A 17,806-nucleotide genomic window follows, 5' to 3' on the forward strand; every position below is an offset into this window, starting at 1 on the left:
CGGATTTTCCAATTTCCTGAAGGGTATCGCACGACAGCACTCCCGTAAAATGTATGGTCCGCCGCCCGACTGCAAGGGAAAAGCGAAGGGTCGATCGACAGATCTGCGCAAATGTATTCGGCCTTTGAGTGGAGAGCAGATTCTCCTGACCATGATGAGTTGCGCTGCGTGCTCTTCCTGATAAACGGGACGGTCATGGAAGACCATTTTCGGGAGCAGGTTGCGAGCACGCCGTGAGAAACTGTTCGTTCGTCTTAGCTGTCCAGTGCAGACCTTGGTGAGAGCGTTAAATCGTCATCGTGGTGCGGTCGAGTTAGGCACCCATGGGGCTCACAGCTGGGCGATCTTGTCCGCTGGATAGAACGGCCCAGGCGATGCGAGCCAGCCTGTTGGCTGCCGCCGTGATCACCACGTTGATCGGCGCTCGGGTCTCGAGCGCATCGAGCCACGCGCCGAACGGGGCTCGTTCTCGCTTGACGCGGGGAACGGCGGATCGTGTGCCATGGACGAGGATCTTACGCAGGTAGCGATTACCGCGCTTGCTGATCCCGAACAGCCTTTTGCCTTACCGTCGGTCGAGTGTTGTCTCGGCACAAGGCCCAGGCAGGACGCGAACTCACGGCCCTTATGGAAGGCTGCGCCGTTGCCGATCGCGGCTACGATCGCGGTTGCGACCAACGGGCCGATGCCAGGGATCTGTCTTAGCCGCTGACAGGCTGGGTCGGAAGAGGCGATCCGATCGCGCACACGATGCATAGCCTGGAGGTCGAGCTGGTCGTCGGTCTTGATCGGCACGAAGCGCATGTTCTGCCGGTCCACAGCTTCGGCGATCGCCTCGGCATCGAGGAAGTCGCTCTTGTTCGACTTCACAAACGGCTTCACTAACTGGGCGGGGATCAGCTTCACGTTATGACCCTCTTCTCGCAGAACACGTCCGAGGAAGTGAGCGCCTGAACAAGCCTCCATCCCGATCAAGGAAGTCTGCATGTTGGCCGTAAAGCACCGACCGCTGTATTGATTATCTGCCACTTCCAAGCGGTGCTAAGTATCTCGATCAAGCCACGTTGAGGAGACCAATGGAGTTTCTTTCTGGCGTACTCTCCGTCGCAAATAAGGATCGGCGGATCGCCTGGCCGTCTTGGGAGAATGAGTCGTGGAACATGTAAAGCGGATACTTCTTCCGGAGCAGAGATGACCTCTAAAAACAGAAAAGCCGGATCCGGCCCCCAAATTAAAACGTCAGATTCCCCCTTTGTGGATCAACAGATCCAGGGCGCTGACGTGCGCAGAAGCTAGGTCATTAACGTGGACATAGTCGCGGATGCAAGTGCTATCGGGAGTGTCGTAGTCGTTCCCAAAAATGCTGACTGCTGGAGAGTGTCCTGAAGCCGCTTTAGGAGAAGTGGTATGAGATGGGTCTCCGGCGACCGCAATTCCCCCAACATCCCCGACTCGTCAGCACGAGCAGCATTGAAGTACCGGAGTGCGACAAATTTGAGACCGTATGCGGCCGATTAACTTTTCAAAGCATCTTCAAAAGCCGCTTTCGTCTGGCCATACGGACTGAGTGGAAATCGTGGCGTTGTTTCGGTGATAGGAAGCTGCTCCGGGGCACCGTACACAGCGCAGCTTGACGAAAAGATAAACTTGCTTATCCCCGCATCCACTGTTGCATTGAGCAAAGTGCAGGGCAAGCGGGGCCAGTTCGCGCGGGAGGGTGAAGACGACATGCACGTAGCGGGTGGGGAGCAGCTCGCGTTGGCGGGCTTCGAGCCACCGCACACGGGCGTTGCCCTGGCATCCGGGGCAATGCCGATTACGGCACGAATAGTAGGAGATGGCGGAATGTCCGCAGCTGGAGCACTGATCGCGATGTCCGCCCAACGCAGCGGTGCGGCAACGGGTGATGGTCAGCAACACCTTCTGATGTTGCCAGCTAATCCACCGGCGACTGCGCTTTATGAAGTCGTCACCAGCACCGTGAACGATGTCGGCCATCACCAGCGAAGGTCGCTTCATGCGCTGAGAGATACCCCCTGCCACCTAACTTAGCTCAGCGCCATCAAGGCTGGCTCAACCACACGCGCTGCATCCGCCGCTCTCGAAGCGGCTTCGTTCAAGTCGGCATACCGGTAGGAAATCTCGGTGAGCTTGGCCCTCGCTGTCGAAAAACGGGGTTTTCGGAAACCGAGTTGTAGTTGCCGAAAAGCCGACTTTTGAGTAATCAGTTTTACGATTCCCTAACTCCGCTATTACGTGCTCGGAGGTGCGTTCGCTGTTGGAGCCTTATGGGTCACGAGGGTCTACTCCAACGCGGCATGGGAGCTGCTGAGATCGTAAACAGGATCTCCTCTATGAGGAAGCATCTGTACGTGCCTAATTCTCAGAAACGGGATTTTCGGAAGTTGCCGAATGCCGACTTTTGTCGAGAACCTCGACTTCAGTTTTTGGAAGAAGCAGTCATCCCGCAAGCACTTTATCCATTGAAGTCTTCCAACGATCGTTAGCAATAGCTATGGCGACACGGCTCAGCGACTTGGCCAAGAAGGCGTCGTCCGGCCAAGCAATGTCACGAAAGAGCTCAAGAGCCCCTCTAGAGTTTCGTCGGTGTGCTAAGTCGTCATGACGACGAATCCAAGCGCCTCGTCATTATCCCGCTCGAGGTCGAATTGATAATGGACCCGGGAGCAATCATCTCCCCAAAACATTTAAAAACCCGGCTATGAGCATGAGCGTTACACTCAAACGAGTGACCATGAAGATTTTGTTTATACCTATCCTGGCGACCGCGCTAGCCTCGACCGTTGCCGCGCAAGACATCAAAGAGTTTCTCGGCCGTTGGGACATGACTGTTACCCCCGCCACCGGCAAACCTTATCCGCAATGGATGGAGCTTACGGATAACGGCGGCAAAATTGAAGGTCGCGTTCAGCCGAGGGGCGGCGCATGGCATCCGATCGCAGGCGCCCACATGGAGTCGGGCAGACTGATCGTGGCTGTGGGGGAAGCGGGCTCTGGTTCGGCAATTGGCTGGGAGCTCACGTCCCCCAGCTCAGGCAAGCTAACCGGCATAGAGAAGCACGGCGACGCCGGGGGCCCGATACTTGCTGGCGTGAAGGCGCCTTCGCTTGATCGGCCAATGCCGAAGAAGTGGACCAAGCCCAAGCCTCTTTTCGACGGAAAAGATCTTAAAGGTTGGGAGCCGATAGGAAATGTCGAGAACAACAAATGGGTGGCGCGCAATGGCGAGCTGGTGAATGACAATCCCGAAGTACCCGGTCAAAGAACCCACGGGGCTGCCAACATCATGACCACAGAAAAGTTCCAGGATTTCAAATTGCATATTGAAGTGAACTGCCCAGAAGGTGGTAACAGCGGCATCTATCTGCGCGGTCGCTATGAGTTACAAGTGGGCACCGAAGGCGGCAAGCTCCCGACGCATGAAATGGGCGCGATCTACAGTTACTATCCGCCGCCAGAGGGCTCAGAACTTGGTCTCGGAAAATGGACGACCTTCGACGTCACCCTGGTCGGCAGACATGTGACGGTTTTGCGCGATGGCAAGATGTACCACGACAATATCGAGATTCCTGGCCCGACCGGAGGTGCTCTTGACAGCAATGAGGCCGAGCCAGGACCGTTCTATCTGCAGGGGGATCACCACGGCGTCATCGCTTACCGCAACATCACCATTTCCGTTCCGAAAAAGTAAGGTCTGTTCGCTCGGGAGACAGCCGCGCAGAATCCAGCCGATGTCGAGGTGTTTATCAAGCAGACAACGCTTGAGAAGCAAAAGGGTCTTCGATTCAACAAGCTCGCAACGTTGTGAAGGCGCTTGGAACAACCACTTCGGGAACTTGTGTGACCAATCAACCGCTTATGCTGTCCGGTAGACGGCCTGAAAAGGCCGGCGTCAGCGTTTGATCGCGTCTTCGAACTGCGATTCTTCCGGACGGGTAAGAATGCTTTTAACCAGCCTTCAGCACTGCTCATTCAGTTTCTCGGCAGTCATTATCACCTGACGCAGAGCTTTCCCCGAAAACGGGGTTACTGAGATGGTCCGCCGCTTAAACCTCAACCTGGCGATGAGGATCTTATAGGCAGATTGAAGGAGGATCATCGACATGGAGATTCGTTCCGTAGGCATTGATCTTGGCAAGACGACCTTTCACCTGGTGGCTCTTGGCGATAACTGCAAGGTGCTGCTGAAGAAGAAGTTTACCCAGAAGCAGTTGATTACCTTCACCGCGAACATGCAGACCTCTTTGATCGGGATGGAGGCCTGTTCCGGGGCGCACTTCCTGGGCCGTACTTTACGAGAACAAGGCCACGATGTGAAGCTGATCCCGGCCCAGTTTGTGAAGCCATTCGTGAAGTCGAACAAGAACGACTTCCTGGACGCGGAAGCCATTGCTGAGGCTGTGGATCGGGAGAACATGCGATTTGTTCCGATCAAAACAGACGACCAGCTGGATCTGCAGGCATTGCATCGTGTGCGCGATCGTTTGATCGCGCGAAGAACCTCACCTGAAACCTGATTGCTCAATAGGCTCTTCCACAGCCGAGGGGTTTTGTAGGACAGGTACGCGGCGTATCTCATCATGGCCAGGAGACTGATCTCCACCAAAAGGCCGGATACATTGACGCAGACATTCCTTCATCCATAAACTTTTCCCTTGCATTCAGACGGCGGACCATACATTTCGGCAACTTCAATCGAACTTGCCGATAACCTCGTTTGCGGGCGCTTTGGAATTACTTCCTACAATATATGGTCCGCCGCTTGATCTTCCCCGGAAGATCTTGTAGGCAGATTCAAGGAGGATCATCGACATGCAGATTCGATCGGTTGGTATTGACCTTGGCAAGACGACCTTTCACCTGGTGGCACTTGGTGATAACGGCAAGGTGCTGCTGAAGAAGACGTTTACCCAGAAGCAGTTGATTGCCTTCACCGCGAACATGCAGACCTGCTTGATCGGGATGGAAGCATGTTCGGGGTCGCACTTCCTCGGCCGTGCTTTTACGGGAACAAGGTCATGATGTGAAGTTGATTCCAGCCCAGTTCGTGAAGCCGTTTGTGAAGTCGAACAAGAACGATTTCATCGACGCTGAAGCGATTGCTGAGGCCGTGGATCGCGAGAACATGCGCTTCGTGCCGATCAAGACAGATGATCAGCTCGACCTGCAAGCTCTCCATCGCGTGCGTGACCGGCTCATGGCGCGAAGAACCGCTCTGATCAACCAGATTCGTGCGTTTCTGCTGGTGCGAGGCACAGTGTTCGCCAAGAGCCCGATTCGGCTGAGGGAAGCTCTGCCTGAGGTGCTTGAGAACGTCAACGAGAACCTCACCCCGAGGATGCGGAACCTGGTTGCCATGCTGTGGAGCGAGTGGAAGGACCTGGAGCTTCAGATCGTGCAGATGAACGACGAAGTGGAACGGATCGCTTCGAGCGATGAAGCGTGTCGGAGACTGCGGCAGATTCCTGGTATCGGACCGCTGGTTGCAACCGCGATCGTGGCCTCCATCGGTAACGGCGCAGCCTTCCGCAAGGGACGAGAGTTCGCAGCCTGGATGGGGCTGCTGCCGAAGCAGCATTCGACCGGTGGCAAGGCGAGGCTGTATGGAATCAGCAAGCGCGGCAACTCTTACCTTCGCAAGATCCTGATTCATGGAGCACGCGCGGTCGTATTGCGATCCAAGCGGGACCGAATCGCGCCACGAAACGTATTGATCGTGGCAACAGCACACAAACTGGCGCGGATGGCGTGGGCAGTGCTCTCAACGGGCCAGGACTATCGAGCAGTACCCGAGGCACTGACGGCATAAGCAAGCTTAGAAACCAGCAACATCAAGTTCTCCACCGAGGTCTGCACCGGATAAGTGAAGATGAAAGAACAGTCAAAACGGCGCACCTGAAACCTGCTTGCCGAAATGGCCCATACGAGGCCGGGCGTTTTCAAAGGACAGGTACGCGGCGTATCTCATCAAGCCCAGGAGAAAACTCTCCACCTAAAGGCCGGATACATTGACGCAGACTTTCCTTCATTCGAAACTTTTCCCTTGCATTCACACGGCGGACCATACACATACAATGTATGGTCCGTCGCCCGACTGCAAGAGAAAAGCGGATGGACGAGAGCAGTCTGCGTCAATGTATCCAACCTTTTTTGTGGAGAGTGTTCTCCTGCGCGCCGTTGTGACTGTTCGTTCGCCTTCGCTGTTCTGGTGCAGACCTCGGTGGGAAGCTTGGGTTGTGTCTGGGGACGGCAGCTGCACCCCACGTATTGATCAGGCAGGAGTGGCTATCGCGAGCGACCTGTACGGGTCAGGACAGCCCAGGCGATCCGGGCCAAGCTTGCGAAGATCTGGCACAAATCACGTCCTGCTCGGCAACCGTCGATGCAGATGACGATACGCAATCTTGGTCAGAGAAGGTCGCCGACGAGGTTGCGCATACGAGGGGGTCAGGGTCGGCCATGACAGTGGATTGGCATGGAGTTGAATGTGCGGCAATGAAACAACTAGGATTTAGCGTCTAGGATCTTCGCAGCGATTTTGATTTGGCGGAATTCTTTTAGTAGGAACACACGAGACAATGATCATGCCTCCTTCAGCAAGATATTCCGTTACTGCGCTTGTGCTCCTGACTGGATTCTTTCTTTCGACTGCATGGAAGGCTGTTCCTGCTCAGGCAAGCTCGAATAATCCGATGAAGCAGTTTGACGGGCTACCGAATTTGCCGCTCCCAGAACCAGGTGCTTTTCTCAAACAGGCGACGATTACTGGAGATCGTTATGCAGATCTGCGGCAGAAGTATGTGTGCCGTACACATCTTCTGATCCAGCCAAGCAAGGAATCATCGTCGAAAGCGGCTATAACGGAGGATTACGATTCGTTTTACATTCGTGGAAAAGAAGTTCACCGGCTACTTGCGGTCAACGATCATCATTTGTCTGAGGCCGAAAAGGCGAAAGAGCGGAACAGGTTGGAGGAAGATGCGCAGAAATCCGTTGGGATAGAGAAAACGATTGTGCCGCCGGTAACGCTGGCCAGCGTGGTACTTGCGTACGGATGTGTTTACAGAGGAGAAGCGTATCGTCAGGGATGGCCGCAGCCAGATCTCCTTTCGCTTCAAGGGAGATCGCCGAAGGCAACCCCGAACAATTTTCGAAGTGATTGCCAAATCGCTTGAAGGCACCGTACTGATCGACGAACAGGACTACGCGATCGTCAGTATGCATGGAGTCACGCGAGACGATCTCATCTACAACCACCAACTGTTAATTCCCCGATCGTTCAACACGCTGGTGTATGAAGGTAAGCGAGTAAACGACGAGATGTATGTTCCTAGTTTAGTCACGATTGCTGTGGCGAATCGGCAGCCGGAGGGTGTGACCGCTAATTCCGACTGGAAGCGATCCCTTGAGTTGCGCACTTATACTGTCACTTCGTGCGAGAAATTTCGAGTGACATCCACCATCCTGCCATGACTAGAACTGGTATTGAATTGCAGCCTGGCTCGCAGATCCCATTCGTAATCACGCTCGATTGCAGCGCACCTGCAAGGAAACATTACAGTGAATGATCAGGTTTTCAAGGGAGCTTCCGACTAATGCGTGCCATTGCCTTTTTGCTTTCCGCTTCTTTGACCATCCCACTTGCAGCTCAAACCTCAATGTCGTACGAACGGCAATCAGAACTAAGTGCGCCTACTTTACGCACCGGTGCTCGACTTGTTTCCGTCGACGTGGTCGTTACCGACAGCTATGGCAATCCCGTCACCGACCTGCCCTCAAACCGATTTCACCATCCGGGAGAGTAAAATCGACCAACGGATCAACAGCTTCGACGAGCATAGCGGCAGTTCCACGACGCCCCCGCATGTCCCGGCGTCTGGCACTTTCACCAATGCCATTACGGTCCGCGGCGCATCCGCAAACGTCCTGCTGCTCGATTGGCTCAACACTCCGCCTCGCGATCAGCAGTATATGCGCGACCAGCTCGTCAAATTTGTGAATGCAGAGCAGCCCGGCACGCAAACGGCGATCTTCGCTCTCGGCGCCAGCCTGCATTTACTGCAGGACTTCACGACCGATCCAGTCCTGCTTAAAGCAGCCGTCCTGAAGCAGGGCGTCAAGTTCTCGCCGCTTCTACGTGAAGAAAGCGGGAAGACCGACTCAATGGTGCAAGCTTACGAAAACATGATTGAAGCCTCCACTAATCCCGCCATCACCGCCATGCTCGCAGGCCTACAAAGCCCGGTGGTCACGGCGAACTTTCGGGAGCAATCCGGGCAGGACCGCATCCGTATTCAGGTATCTTGCTGGCGGTAGTATGCGAAAGAATCTCATCTGGATCTCGGGGTCTTTCCCAACCCCCATCCAGAGGGACCTCAAAACCACCGGAGATCCCTTTGCTGGATTTGCCAGCTTCGAGCAAGAATTTAAGGAGACCGCCAACCTCCTTGCGGATAGTAGGGTTGCTGTCTACCGCATCGATCCCAGCGGGATCGTTCCACCGCCATCCGCAACGATCGTCGATTCCAACACCAGTACCAACCTTGCCGCTATCCGGCGCGTTACTGGCAGCAGCTCTTTCACGCCTGCGGATGACACTTTTAACCAGGACCAGTTGCAGCAACACGCCACTATGGAGAACCTGGCAGAAGCAACGGGTGGTAGCGCTGCTTTCAATTCCAATGACCTCGTGAGTGCCTTCCGCCAGGCTGAGCGAAATGGCTCCTCATACTACACCCTTACCTACGTACCACCCGGAACTTTAGCTGATGGAAGCTTTCGCTCCATTGACGTTAAAGTCAAAGGCAAAAGTTTGCACGTGGCTTTTCGCCATGGCTATTACGCGGCTGCAAGCGTGGTCGCGCCTTCAGCGTCGAGCGCAACGCTTGCCAGCGCCATGCGCCCGCTTATACCGCAAAGCAGTGAAGTCCTTTTCACTGCGGAACCGCTGACTGCCCAGCAGCCGCCTCCGGGTAAAACTATTGGTGAATCCGCCGCAGGTACTGGCCCACACATGGTGTATTCCTTAAATTTGGTCGTAGACGCCTCCACCCTTACCTTCATCGCCGCACCCGATGGCAAAATGCATGCCTCCATCGACTTCGCTACGGTGCTCTACGACGCCAAAGGAAAGGTTGTTGACTCAAGATCCGACCACGCTGACCTCGCTCTTGACACGGCCCGGTACCGGGGAATGATCCAGGGCGGCCTACGCTTTCACCACAACGTTGCCCTTAACGTTCGAGGAGACGAAAGCGTCCGCATCGCCGTTCACGACTCGACCACCGATCGCATCGGTACCCTGCAACTCACCTCGGCCCAGATTAGCGGTATTTCCCGGCCAAACATCTAGCAGAAGGGTAGCAGTAGACAGTCTGGAATCCCGCAGAGCAGCCCCGAGTGCGGATTATGTATAGTCACTGGGCAACATAATGAATACCCAACCAGAGGGTTCCCATGATAACGAGCCCGTAACCTTGATCGGTTGACGTCACGCTGTTGCCGATGATCGGACCAATAATGGCGATAATACCGGCGATCGCTGCAATCACCGGCACTTGAGTGGTGAATAGAGCGAGCAGTCCAGCCAGTCTCGGAACACCAGACGTAAGCAGGTGGATCAAGGCCTGCGTTGCTGCTTCGTCCAGTTCTGCAAGCCAGCCAAGGATCACACCGTCGACATGCGCCTTGCCACCTTTCTGGATGGCCACGATATCTTCGACGATTTTGCTTACATCGACAACGTCCGTAAGGAAATTAGTCACCTTCGACTGAACGTCGGTATCGGCTTGGGTGACGTTGACGGGTATAGCGCTCGCTGCGCTGGGAGTCACTTGAGCAGCCTGATTCGATAGGTGTATAGCTCGATCTACGATCTGCTGTTCCTCGTCGGTGAGTGCGGGCGCAGTACTCACACTGGCTGCGAACAACGAACTCGATGGAAGACCATAATGCCAATGACCCGGAGTTCCACAGATGTAAGGCCGGATCTTCGCAAGCAAGGCGATCGTTTGTGTATCAGTGAGGCTGAATGCTGCTGCTGCTGCCATAATGCAACTCCCCATTTCGCAACTTAGGATTTTGAGGAGGTTTGGCCCGCACAAGAATCCCATTGCTATGGGTATGAGTCAAGCCATTTATTATGAATTTGTTAAATGCTCAGCACCATACAGAATGTCAACATAAAAAGGCCATCCCCGAATGGCCATGAAAGCGACATAAGAAGTGATGACCGTCTGAGTTCCAAGGCAGCTCAAGACATGTGGAAGGACCGTCGATAACCTATTCGGCGGTCCTTTTCTCTTCTGGAAGGAGAGGGGCGCCATCGAAGAGGAAGCATGGACGAGCTTAGTGAGAACCCATTGAACCTCGGTCCTAAGGACTGTGGCCAGACGAATGCAATCGGAGCGGAGCGGCGGCGTCATGAACGCTTTGCCGTTGAAGGCGATGCCGAGGTCTTGGTCGCGAAGGGCTCGCAGGTGTTTCGCGGCCGGGTTCAGGACATCAGCCTGTCCGGCTGTTTCATCTCGACCAGGGCACGTATTCGTATGTCGATCGGCGCTCCGGTTGAGATGGTCTTCCGGGCGAACGGCGTTATGCTGCGGCTCTCGGCTAATTTGCGCATGGTGCGCTTCGGCCATGGAGCAGGATTTGTTTTCCAGGAACTCAGTCCGCACATGCATCAGGAGCTCGAGCGGCTCATTGAGGAACTGAAGGGCGCTTCACGTTCCTCCCGATCTCTTGAATAGCATGAAGCAGGCATCATCCGGTCGTGTGATCGACTACGATCTTCGCGATATACGCCTGCTTGCACTGAGGTTAAATTTGATTGGTATGATTGCTTGGTCACTAAGCCAAGTAAGTTATTGATTATAAGTATGATAAGTCGCACTATGTACAGTTGAACTGTAGCCGCTCTTTAGAAATGTCATGGTTCCGCCCATTAGAACTGTCAGGCTCTAAGGATGGGATGGATATCGATGAGCGAACGCGATCTGAGGCGGATCGAAGTGTTGAGTGAGGTGCGGACGGGACGGCGCACCGTGGCTGCGGCAGCAGCCGTGCTGGCCGTTAGCGAGCGTCAGGCGTACCGCTTGCTAGCCAGGTACGAGCGTGATGGCGGTAGTGGGCTGATTCATAAAGCTCGAGGCCGGACGTCGAACCGGAGCAGGAACGAAGGCATCCGGAAATATGCGGTCGAGTTGGTCAAGACCAAGTACGCCGACTTTGGGCCGACGCTGGCGACCGAAGTACTGCTGGACAAGCACGAGCTTCGAGTAGGCCGAGAGACGCTGGATGATGGCGGAGGGCCTGTGGCTGTCGCGTACGCAGCGACGAACATTCCACCAGCCTCGACTGCGGCGCGAGAGCTACGGCGAACTGATCCAGATCGATGGTAGCGATCATCGCTGGTTCGAGCAGCGCGGCGAGCCCTGCACGTTGCTGGTCTTCATCGATGACGCCACGAGCAAGCTGATGCAGTTGCGATTCGTGCCCAGTGAGAGCACGGACTCCTACTTCGAAGCGCTGGACGGCTACCTTACAACGCATGGCTGCCCTACCCGCTTTCTACTCCGACAAGCACACCGTCTTCCGCGTGAACAGGCCGGACGCGAAGGGAGGCTCGGGCATGACGCAGTTCGGCCATGCCCTAGCAGAACTGAACATCGAGATCCTGTGCGCGAACTCCAGCCAAGCCAAGGGACGGGTCGAGCGAGCCAATCGCACTCTCCAGGACCGCCTGGTCAAGGACCTGCGACTAGCTAGCATCTGCGATATGGCAGCTGGCAACGTCTTCCTGCCGACGTTCCTGGAGCACTTCAACGAGCGCTTCGCCGTGCCTGCTCAGAAGCCAGAGAACCTGCACCGCTCACTCCATGTCAAGGCAAGTCAACTCACCGATATCCTCTGCCACCGCGAGCAACGGCATGTCGGCCAGCAACTCACTCTTGCCTATGATCGCAAGCAGATCATTCTGGAGCGGAGTGAACTATCGGAGAAGCTGGCCGGTCAGTACGTCGAGATCTTTGACTTCTCCGACAGGCCCTTAGAGGTTCGATGGAAAGGGTACTCGCTTCCCTACCGGGTCTTCAGCAAGGACCAGCGGGTAAGCCCATACAGCCGTCGTCGAGAACAAACGCCTCGGCCATGCCCTCGCTGTGGTCAAGGCGCAGCAGGATGTGAAGCATCAACCGAAGATAAGGACCAACAGCGAGAAGCTTGGATATCAGAAGCGAGGCCGACAGCTTTACGGGCCCGATTACAAAGCAAAAATCGCGGCGCCCACCGCACGACGACTACGACCGATTATGATGACATTTCAGCTTTGCATCGCTGACGACACTTACGCTTTGCAGCAACACGTGCTGTAGCCGCTCTTAGAAATGTCATGTCCCCGCTCATTAGAAGCGCCAATTGAAGCGAAGCTTCCGGGACCTCATGGTCACCGCGCAGAATATACACATTCAAAACCATGTCCAGCATCCTCTACGAAAGGCTCATCGTTGACCTCAAAGTACTGAACGATCTCCTTATTAATGCGTGGCTACCGCTAGCACCAGGAGTAGTCCTTTTAGCAACGTTTTCCGCATCTACATCTCCAAATAGTTCAATAGTTCTGCTAAGTACCTTAGCAATGCGAGCCCTCCCCGCATACGAGATAAGAAGCGGGAATCGACCGGTGCTTCTGACAGGCTGCTTGTCGTTAGCGACCTTGATCGGTCTCTGGATCTCATATCATTCATTCCCTGACTCGGTCTGTAATTATTTGCCGAAACCGGGCAGATCGACACGGCGGACGACGTGGTCCTGGATCCAGTGCTCGTCCCACCACTCTTTGGGATCGATCTGAACACCATCGAGCTGCATCGCGAAGTGGACGTGGTCGCCTCCTGCCATTCCCGTCATGCCGCTCAATCCCATAATCTGTGAACGTTTGACCATATCACCTTCGTGTACGTCGATCCGGCTTAAGTGGCCGTAGATGGTCTGCAGACCGTAGCCGTGGTCGACCACAATGCAGTTGCCATAGATCCCGATGGGAGCAGCCCAAACGACACGGCCGTCATTCGAGGCCTCGACGCCGACATGCTGGGTGACGGCGAGATCGTAACCGAGGTGTACTTGCTGGTCGATCTTCTTGCTATGGTAGATATAGCTGCGCACGTCAGCAAAAGTGGCCTCGGCCTGGGCGTGCGACTGGCGCGTGAAGGGTTGATGCCAGAGAAATCGATCGACAGTCTTCAAGCGTAGGTCGGCCAGAGTCTTGTTGTTGGACTTGCGCATTTCGGTGTTGATCTTGACGAAGCGCTCGACGGGATCGCCAGTGCCGTTGGGATCAAGCTCGCCCAAAACCTTCTGCATGAATTGGTCAGTGAGCTGGATCTCGTGCTGCGTATAGACGGGCTGTTCTTTCTTGGGGAAAACGACGGTCAATGGCATAGTCACGTCGTTACCGGCTGCGTTCGACGCGTAGGCCAGCGGCATCGTACCGGGAGGCATGTTCCAGGCAAAGGCAAACAGGGAGAAGAGACCGGGTTTGCCGCCGGGCATCGGCCACGCACGGAAGGTCTGGTTACCAACGCGGACGCCTGCGGAGGTGTAGGAACCGGTGACGTTCATGGTGGCCAAATCGGCCATGCCGAGGTACAGGTAGTGCTGGTCGGAGTCTGCGCTGACTACAGGTGGCTGGGTAACCACGCTAATCTCGCGCTCCCAATGGGTGGTTCTGTGGAACAGACCTCCGGACGTGGCTTCAATGATCAGATGGGCGGAGCCATCGCGCAGCTGCGGCGTGGTCTTGGAGCCCACATTGAAGTTAAATGTAGTGTCCGCGCTTTTGGAAGGGGCAGTAGTCTGCCAGGCTTGATACTGGGCGCCGTTCTGCGCCAAGGTCGCGGTCAGCTTGCTGACGCCGCGGGAATCTTGAACGTGGACGGGAACGGGCGTTGCCTGTCCGATGGTTGTCAGGGATGGGTCCACATCCAAAGAAGGCTTGCCGCAGCCGGTCAGAGCCAGAGATAGCGGCAACAAGAGGAGGTTTGCAGCAATGATAGGGATTCGCACAAGTCGATTCTAGCGCCGAAGCATACTTGCATCATTCGGTGAGCTTGCAAACCTCCAAGTTCGCCTGCTGGTGGCGAAGCGTGAGCCGCCAGGATGGACGAGCATGTGTTGACCAACACTGGTCAACACATGCACAACTCTCCGATATCGATGCCGGATAAAGTGGCAAAATAATTCGATTTTTGGGACCACGATATCTATTTATCTCTGTTTGTACCGCTCTTCTTTCTCATCGTCATCCAGGTCGTTTGAGTAAGGCGCAAAGACAGCATGAGTGACCTTCGGGTATGGGGCATTCCAACCTTTGGCGTCTCTCCACAAGATTCGGTTTAGTTTCTCTGTCGGAGCGGCATCTGGGAGGTTAAAGTTCATCCGAAGCGAAGCCTCCGCATCTCTTCGTGCCTGCCCAGAAAGCGACTGCATTGAAGGGTTGACTTCATAGAGAGACTGTTTTGGTACCTGGACAGTGTACGGAGTTAGATCTGGTTGAGCCTGGAAGCTGTTTCGCATGTCATTCGCGATGAGGTCGAAGAGGGACATGTTTTTTAATCCAAGAATCAATTCGATCGTTTTGAGCATGCTTGGTTGTGAATAGAAGGTGGAGTCGACAGAGCCTCGCTTGATATAGGGGCTGATTGCCAGGGCAACTGTGCGATGTCCATCAACGTGATCCACACCATCCTGCGCATCGTCCTCTACGACCAAAATCAACGTCGATCCCCAGAACTTCGAATGAGACACCTCATCGACGAGCATGCCCAGTGCGTAGTCGTTATCGGCGGTACATGCCTTGGGCGTTGAAAACCCAGGCCGAGTACCTGCTGTGTGGTCTGCTGGCAATTGCACCATGACCAGGTCCGGCATGCTGTTCTGGTTTTCCCACTGCTTCAGGTATTTTGTGAAGATTCGCGCGCGAAGAACATCCGGCACGCCCAAGGACCAAAGCGGATAATCCTTCACGAGGTACGGATCCATAGAGTCCATATTTGCCTTGTTAGGAATACTGGGAACGTATGTCGCATCATTCTTGAAGTGTTCGAGGAACCCTAGCCGTTCCTTTGTCTGAATTGGAAACTCTCGCGCATCATCCCCCGTATATTCTCCAAAATCTATAAAGGTCTTCCCTGCTGCGATTGCCGCATTCCAGATGAAGCCTCCACGTGCGCCATCCATGGGATCGCCGTCTTCTGCATAGCTGCGCCCGCCGTAACCTGGCAGGTAGTTATAGTCTGTTTCGTTGGCCTGTGTGACCCATTGATGGCCATCGCCGCTGTTCCCGCCAGTAGCGAAGAAGTTATCGAGGAGAACATAATCTCTGGCCAGCTTCCGATGGTTAGGAATGACATCGTCCGAATATTGCTCTAAAGATGGATCGCCGTTGCCTTTTCCAAGAGAACCAAAGAACTGGTCGTAACTACGGTTTTCTTTGATGACATAGATAATGTGCTTGATTGGAGATGGATCACCAGCACGTAATGGCATGGGCATTGCATGATTCGATGCTGAGGTTTTCTCAGTCAATTCTGCAGCGCCCTTCCGTTTGAGCCGTAGGCGGGTGTTCTCCGCAACTGCAACGGAATATCGTTGGAGCTCCGATGCCCCAGGAACGGGGATGACATGGATTGTGGCACGGTTGCTGTGAACATACCTGCAGCTTGGAGAAAGCGTAAGGCAGCGTTTCGATGGAGCTCGCTTCCAGCCCGAACCTACTCCGAGCAGCGTTCCTACAGCGAGGTATTTCCCATCGGGGCTGAGTTGGATCGAGTCAGGATACCAGCCGGTTGGAAGCAGACCTTCCATTCTCATTTGGGGGCCATTCAACCCAAACACTGCGACCGCATTGATACCAGCGCAGGCGACATACAGGTGCTTCCCGTCCTTTGATAGCGTAAGTGCCTCGGGTGCGATTCCCGCCACGTCGTGAACGAAAGGCTCAACAGAGATGGTGTCTACGACTGCGTTCTTCTCCGTGTCAATAACAGAGATCGTGTCGGAATTGCTGTTCGTGACATAGAGAAGGTGGCGTGAATCATCGAGTGCCAGCGAAGTCGGATGGAGACCGACTTCAATCTCGGCAGCCACCTTTCCCGTCGTCAAATCGATTCGAGAGACCGTTCCCGAGGCCGCGACACCGCGTGCATCGACGACCATCCTATCCGCATCGGGCTTAGGCCCCATCTTTCCAGTTAAATCGCCTGGACGTGGAAACCTTCCGCCCCAGTTGCTGACAAACGCGGTCGTATTCTTGGCATCTATGATCACGCCAAAAGGCGCAACTCCGGTTTTTACCTTTGAGAGGACCGTGCCGGAAGAAAGATCGAGGATTGCGGCCTGATTATTGAAGGTCAGTGCGACAACTCCATAATGTGTGCCGGATGCATTGGCTGGCGATATCGCAACCTCCGCAATCTCATTCTGTCCGAGCGGAATTGGTGTTGCCTGAGCGCCTCCGCTCCACTTCGGGACCAGTTCTACATTCTTGTCCGCCCGAATTACGGTCATGAGGACCGATTGAGAGGCTGGATCATAGGTCAAACCCTGTAGTCCAGGCGCAGTGGTCTTCAACTTCTCCAGCACTTTGTTCGATTGCCAGTCGAGCTTATAAAGCACGCCTGCTGTCGCTGCGTATAATTCTTTCGAGGAGTTTCCAAAGGTAATAGCATAGACGCGGCTTTCAAAGACGCTCTGGGCTCCGGCAGGACTGATGGTCTGTCTCGTAGTGATAGTTCCGGGGTCCGGCGCTTGCCGCACCGGGGTCTCCAGATCGGACGCTGACGGTTGTTGCTGACCACCATTTGCATGCCAGTTGCCCGTGCTCGTTTGAGACTGCAATCCTGTTGCAGCACAGAGAACTGACACGCCTATGAAAATCGGCAAAATCAGAAACTTCGAATGTTTCCGTCCCAAAACTCTTAACATAAGTCCCTCATCTTCATTTTGCACAGAAGAGATGAAAGGATTCTGAAGAAGTCGCCTGAAACCCAGACGATGGCGGATCAGTGTCCGAAAAAATTAACATGAGAATCTCTCAAATCCTAGCTAAGGGCGATTTATGGCAGCGGAACCATTTCCCCACATTCCGTGTCTTTGTAGATGGGAGCGGTTGCGCCTTCGCTGGCCCACCAGTTCTTCCACTGCATGTATTTGCCACGTGTGTCGCTACTCTTCGAGTCCTGGGTGGAAGTGCGGTGGGTCAACAGTCTCAGGCTGTAACCTGCGCGGTCTCTTACGCCTACATCTGGATCCTTCAATAATTCGAGGAGGATCGGAATTGCTTCCTTAGAGCCCGTCGAGCCCATCGCCATCACCGCTTGCAATATCGATTGCGGGTTCTTGGCCAGGATAACCAACTCCGGAAGCATCTTAGCGCCGCCAAGTTCCGCAGCGTACGCGGGATAGCGTGTTTCTCAGCGGCGTCGAGCAGCAGAGGGTACCACTTCTGAGTCCTATTTTGCGGAACAGACAGTGAGATGCAGCCGGGCGCGTTCAGTGGCTGAAGAAAATTAGGCAATCGACTGAATTGCTCCTGTAACAGATCGGTGAGGTAAGCTGCCGATCCCCGTGACCGCCCTGCTGGAATGAACGGTATCCGAATGGCGCGAGACAGAGCAGGTGTGGTTGTCACTTTTTCAATTCTCCAATCAAACCTATTAGCGCATCTTTGCTTTGGCCGGTTCGTCAAGCGGCCACGTAGCCAGCCGAGTGCTATAAGCGTGTGATC

General features: G+C 54.7%; 11 protein-coding genes and 5 pseudogenes. 9 read left to right on the forward strand and 7 right to left on the reverse strand.

Features of this window, described 5'->3' with window-relative positions; translation table 11 throughout:
• Positions 1–313: 313 nt before the first annotated feature.
• The 3 genes and pseudogenes from BDD14_RS34370 to BDD14_RS32935 all read right to left on the reverse strand — a co-directional run.
• Positions 314–999, reverse strand: a pseudogene (locus tag BDD14_RS34370) (IS110 family transposase); the annotation flags it as partial.
• A gap of 515 nt (positions 1,000–1,514) precedes the next feature.
• The gene (locus tag BDD14_RS34375) at positions 1,515–1,730 is read right to left on the reverse strand and encodes an NAD-dependent epimerase/dehydratase family protein (RefSeq protein ID WP_423201788.1); all 216 of its coding nucleotides are present in this window, start codon (positions 1,728–1,730) and stop codon (positions 1,515–1,517) included.
• Positions 1,687–2,019 (reverse strand): annotated as a pseudogene (locus tag BDD14_RS32935) (transposase zinc-binding domain-containing protein); the annotation flags it as partial. The gene BDD14_RS34375 and the pseudogene BDD14_RS32935, both read right to left, overlap by 44 nt.
• 709 nt (positions 2,020–2,728) lie before the next feature.
• On the opposite strand from BDD14_RS32935, the gene BDD14_RS07415 reads away from it, so the two are divergent.
• The 7 genes and pseudogenes from BDD14_RS07415 (at position 2,729) to BDD14_RS07445 (ending at position 9,373) form a co-directional block, all read left to right on the forward strand.
• Complete coding sequence (locus BDD14_RS07415) at positions 2,729–3,712, forward strand: 3-keto-disaccharide hydrolase (RefSeq protein ID WP_242617804.1); 984 nt, start codon at positions 2,729–2,731, stop codon at positions 3,710–3,712.
• A gap of 412 nt (positions 3,713–4,124) precedes the next feature.
• Positions 4,125–4,526: pseudogene (locus tag BDD14_RS07420) on the forward strand (IS110 family transposase); the annotation flags it as partial.
• A 307-nt stretch (positions 4,527–4,833) separates the two neighbouring features.
• Positions 4,834–5,830: pseudogene (locus tag BDD14_RS07425) on the forward strand (IS110 family RNA-guided transposase).
• A gap of 769 nt (positions 5,831–6,599) precedes the next feature.
• Positions 6,600–7,196 carry a hypothetical protein gene (locus tag BDD14_RS07430; protein WP_130418241.1) on the forward strand — a complete coding sequence of 199 codons (597 nt, stop codon included), beginning with the start codon at positions 6,600–6,602 and terminating at the stop codon, positions 7,194–7,196.
• Complete coding sequence (locus tag BDD14_RS07435; protein WP_130418242.1) at positions 7,177–7,494, forward strand: hypothetical protein; 318 nt, start codon at positions 7,177–7,179, stop codon at positions 7,492–7,494. Before BDD14_RS07430 ends, BDD14_RS07435 begins: the two co-directional genes overlap by 20 nt.
• 213 nt (positions 7,495–7,707) lie before the next feature.
• On the forward strand, positions 7,708–8,337 hold the full coding sequence (locus BDD14_RS07440) for a vWA domain-containing protein (RefSeq protein WP_130418243.1): 630 nt from the start codon (positions 7,708–7,710) through the stop codon (positions 8,335–8,337).
• A gap of 1 nt (position 8,338) precedes the next feature.
• On the forward strand, positions 8,339–9,373 hold the full coding sequence (locus BDD14_RS07445; protein WP_130418244.1) for a VWA domain-containing protein: 1,035 nt from the start codon (positions 8,339–8,341) through the stop codon (positions 9,371–9,373).
• 64 nt (positions 9,374–9,437) lie between these two features.
• Here BDD14_RS07445 and BDD14_RS07450 read toward each other — a convergent pair whose 3' ends face one another.
• Entirely contained in the window at positions 9,438–10,070 is a 633-nt protein-coding gene (locus BDD14_RS07450; protein ID WP_130418245.1) for a hypothetical protein, read from the reverse strand.
• Positions 10,071–10,358: 288 nt separating this feature from the next.
• Here BDD14_RS07450 and BDD14_RS07455 point away from each other — a divergent pair, with 288 nt between their 5' ends.
• Both BDD14_RS07455 and BDD14_RS07460 read left to right on the forward strand, forming a co-directional pair.
• Positions 10,359–10,769: a PilZ domain-containing protein gene (locus tag BDD14_RS07455; RefSeq protein WP_130418246.1), complete on the forward strand. Its 411-nt coding sequence runs from the start codon at positions 10,359–10,361 to the stop codon at positions 10,767–10,769.
• Between the two features lie 216 nt (positions 10,770–10,985).
• Positions 10,986–12,266 (forward strand): annotated as a pseudogene (locus BDD14_RS07460) (ISNCY family transposase); the annotation flags it as partial.
• Between the two features lie 517 nt (positions 12,267–12,783).
• On the opposite strand, the gene BDD14_RS07465 reads toward BDD14_RS07460, so the two are convergent.
• The 3 genes from BDD14_RS07465 to BDD14_RS07475 all read right to left on the reverse strand — a co-directional run bounded on the left by BDD14_RS07465 (position 12,784) and on the right by BDD14_RS07475 (position 17,447).
• Positions 12,784–14,085, reverse strand: coding sequence for a M23 family metallopeptidase (locus tag BDD14_RS07465; RefSeq protein ID WP_130418247.1), 1,302 nt, complete (start codon positions 14,083–14,085; stop codon positions 12,784–12,786).
• 201 nt (positions 14,086–14,286) lie between these two features.
• The gene (locus BDD14_RS07470) at positions 14,287–16,836 is read right to left on the reverse strand and encodes a bifunctional YncE family protein/alkaline phosphatase family protein (protein WP_165419966.1); all 2,550 of its coding nucleotides are present in this window, start codon (positions 16,834–16,836) and stop codon (positions 14,287–14,289) included.
• A gap of 299 nt (positions 16,837–17,135) precedes the next feature.
• Entirely contained in the window at positions 17,136–17,447 is a 312-nt protein-coding gene (locus BDD14_RS07475) for a HEAT repeat domain-containing protein (protein ID WP_130418249.1), read from the reverse strand.
• Between the last annotated feature and the right edge of the window lie 359 nt (positions 17,448–17,806).

Source organism: Edaphobacter modestus (assembly GCF_004217555.1).
GTDB classification, from domain to species: Bacteria; Acidobacteriota; Terriglobia; order Terriglobales; family Acidobacteriaceae; genus Edaphobacter; species Edaphobacter modestus.

Excerpts from the sequence above, each read along its gene's own strand:
- BDD14_RS34375 (WP_423201788.1), bottom strand. The coding sequence starts at position 1,730 with ATGTCGTCTTCACCCTCCCGCGCGAACTGGCCCCGCTTGCCCTGCACT.
- BDD14_RS07415 (WP_242617804.1), top strand. The coding sequence starts at position 2,729 with ATGAGCGTTACACTCAAACGAGTGACCATGAAGATTTTGTTTATACCT.
- BDD14_RS07430 (WP_130418241.1), top strand. The coding sequence starts at position 6,600 with ATGATCATGCCTCCTTCAGCAAGATATTCCGTTACTGCGCTTGTGCTC.
- BDD14_RS07445 (WP_130418244.1), top strand. The coding sequence starts at position 8,339 with ATGCGAAAGAATCTCATCTGGATCTCGGGGTCTTTCCCAACCCCCATC.
- BDD14_RS07450 (WP_130418245.1), bottom strand. The coding sequence starts at position 10,070 with ATGGCAGCAGCAGCAGCATTCAGCCTCACTGATACACAAACGATCGCC.
- BDD14_RS07455 (WP_130418246.1), top strand. The coding sequence starts at position 10,359 with ATGGACGAGCTTAGTGAGAACCCATTGAACCTCGGTCCTAAGGACTGT.
- BDD14_RS07475 (WP_130418249.1), bottom strand. The coding sequence starts at position 17,447 with ATGCTTCCGGAGTTGGTTATCCTGGCCAAGAACCCGCAATCGATATTG.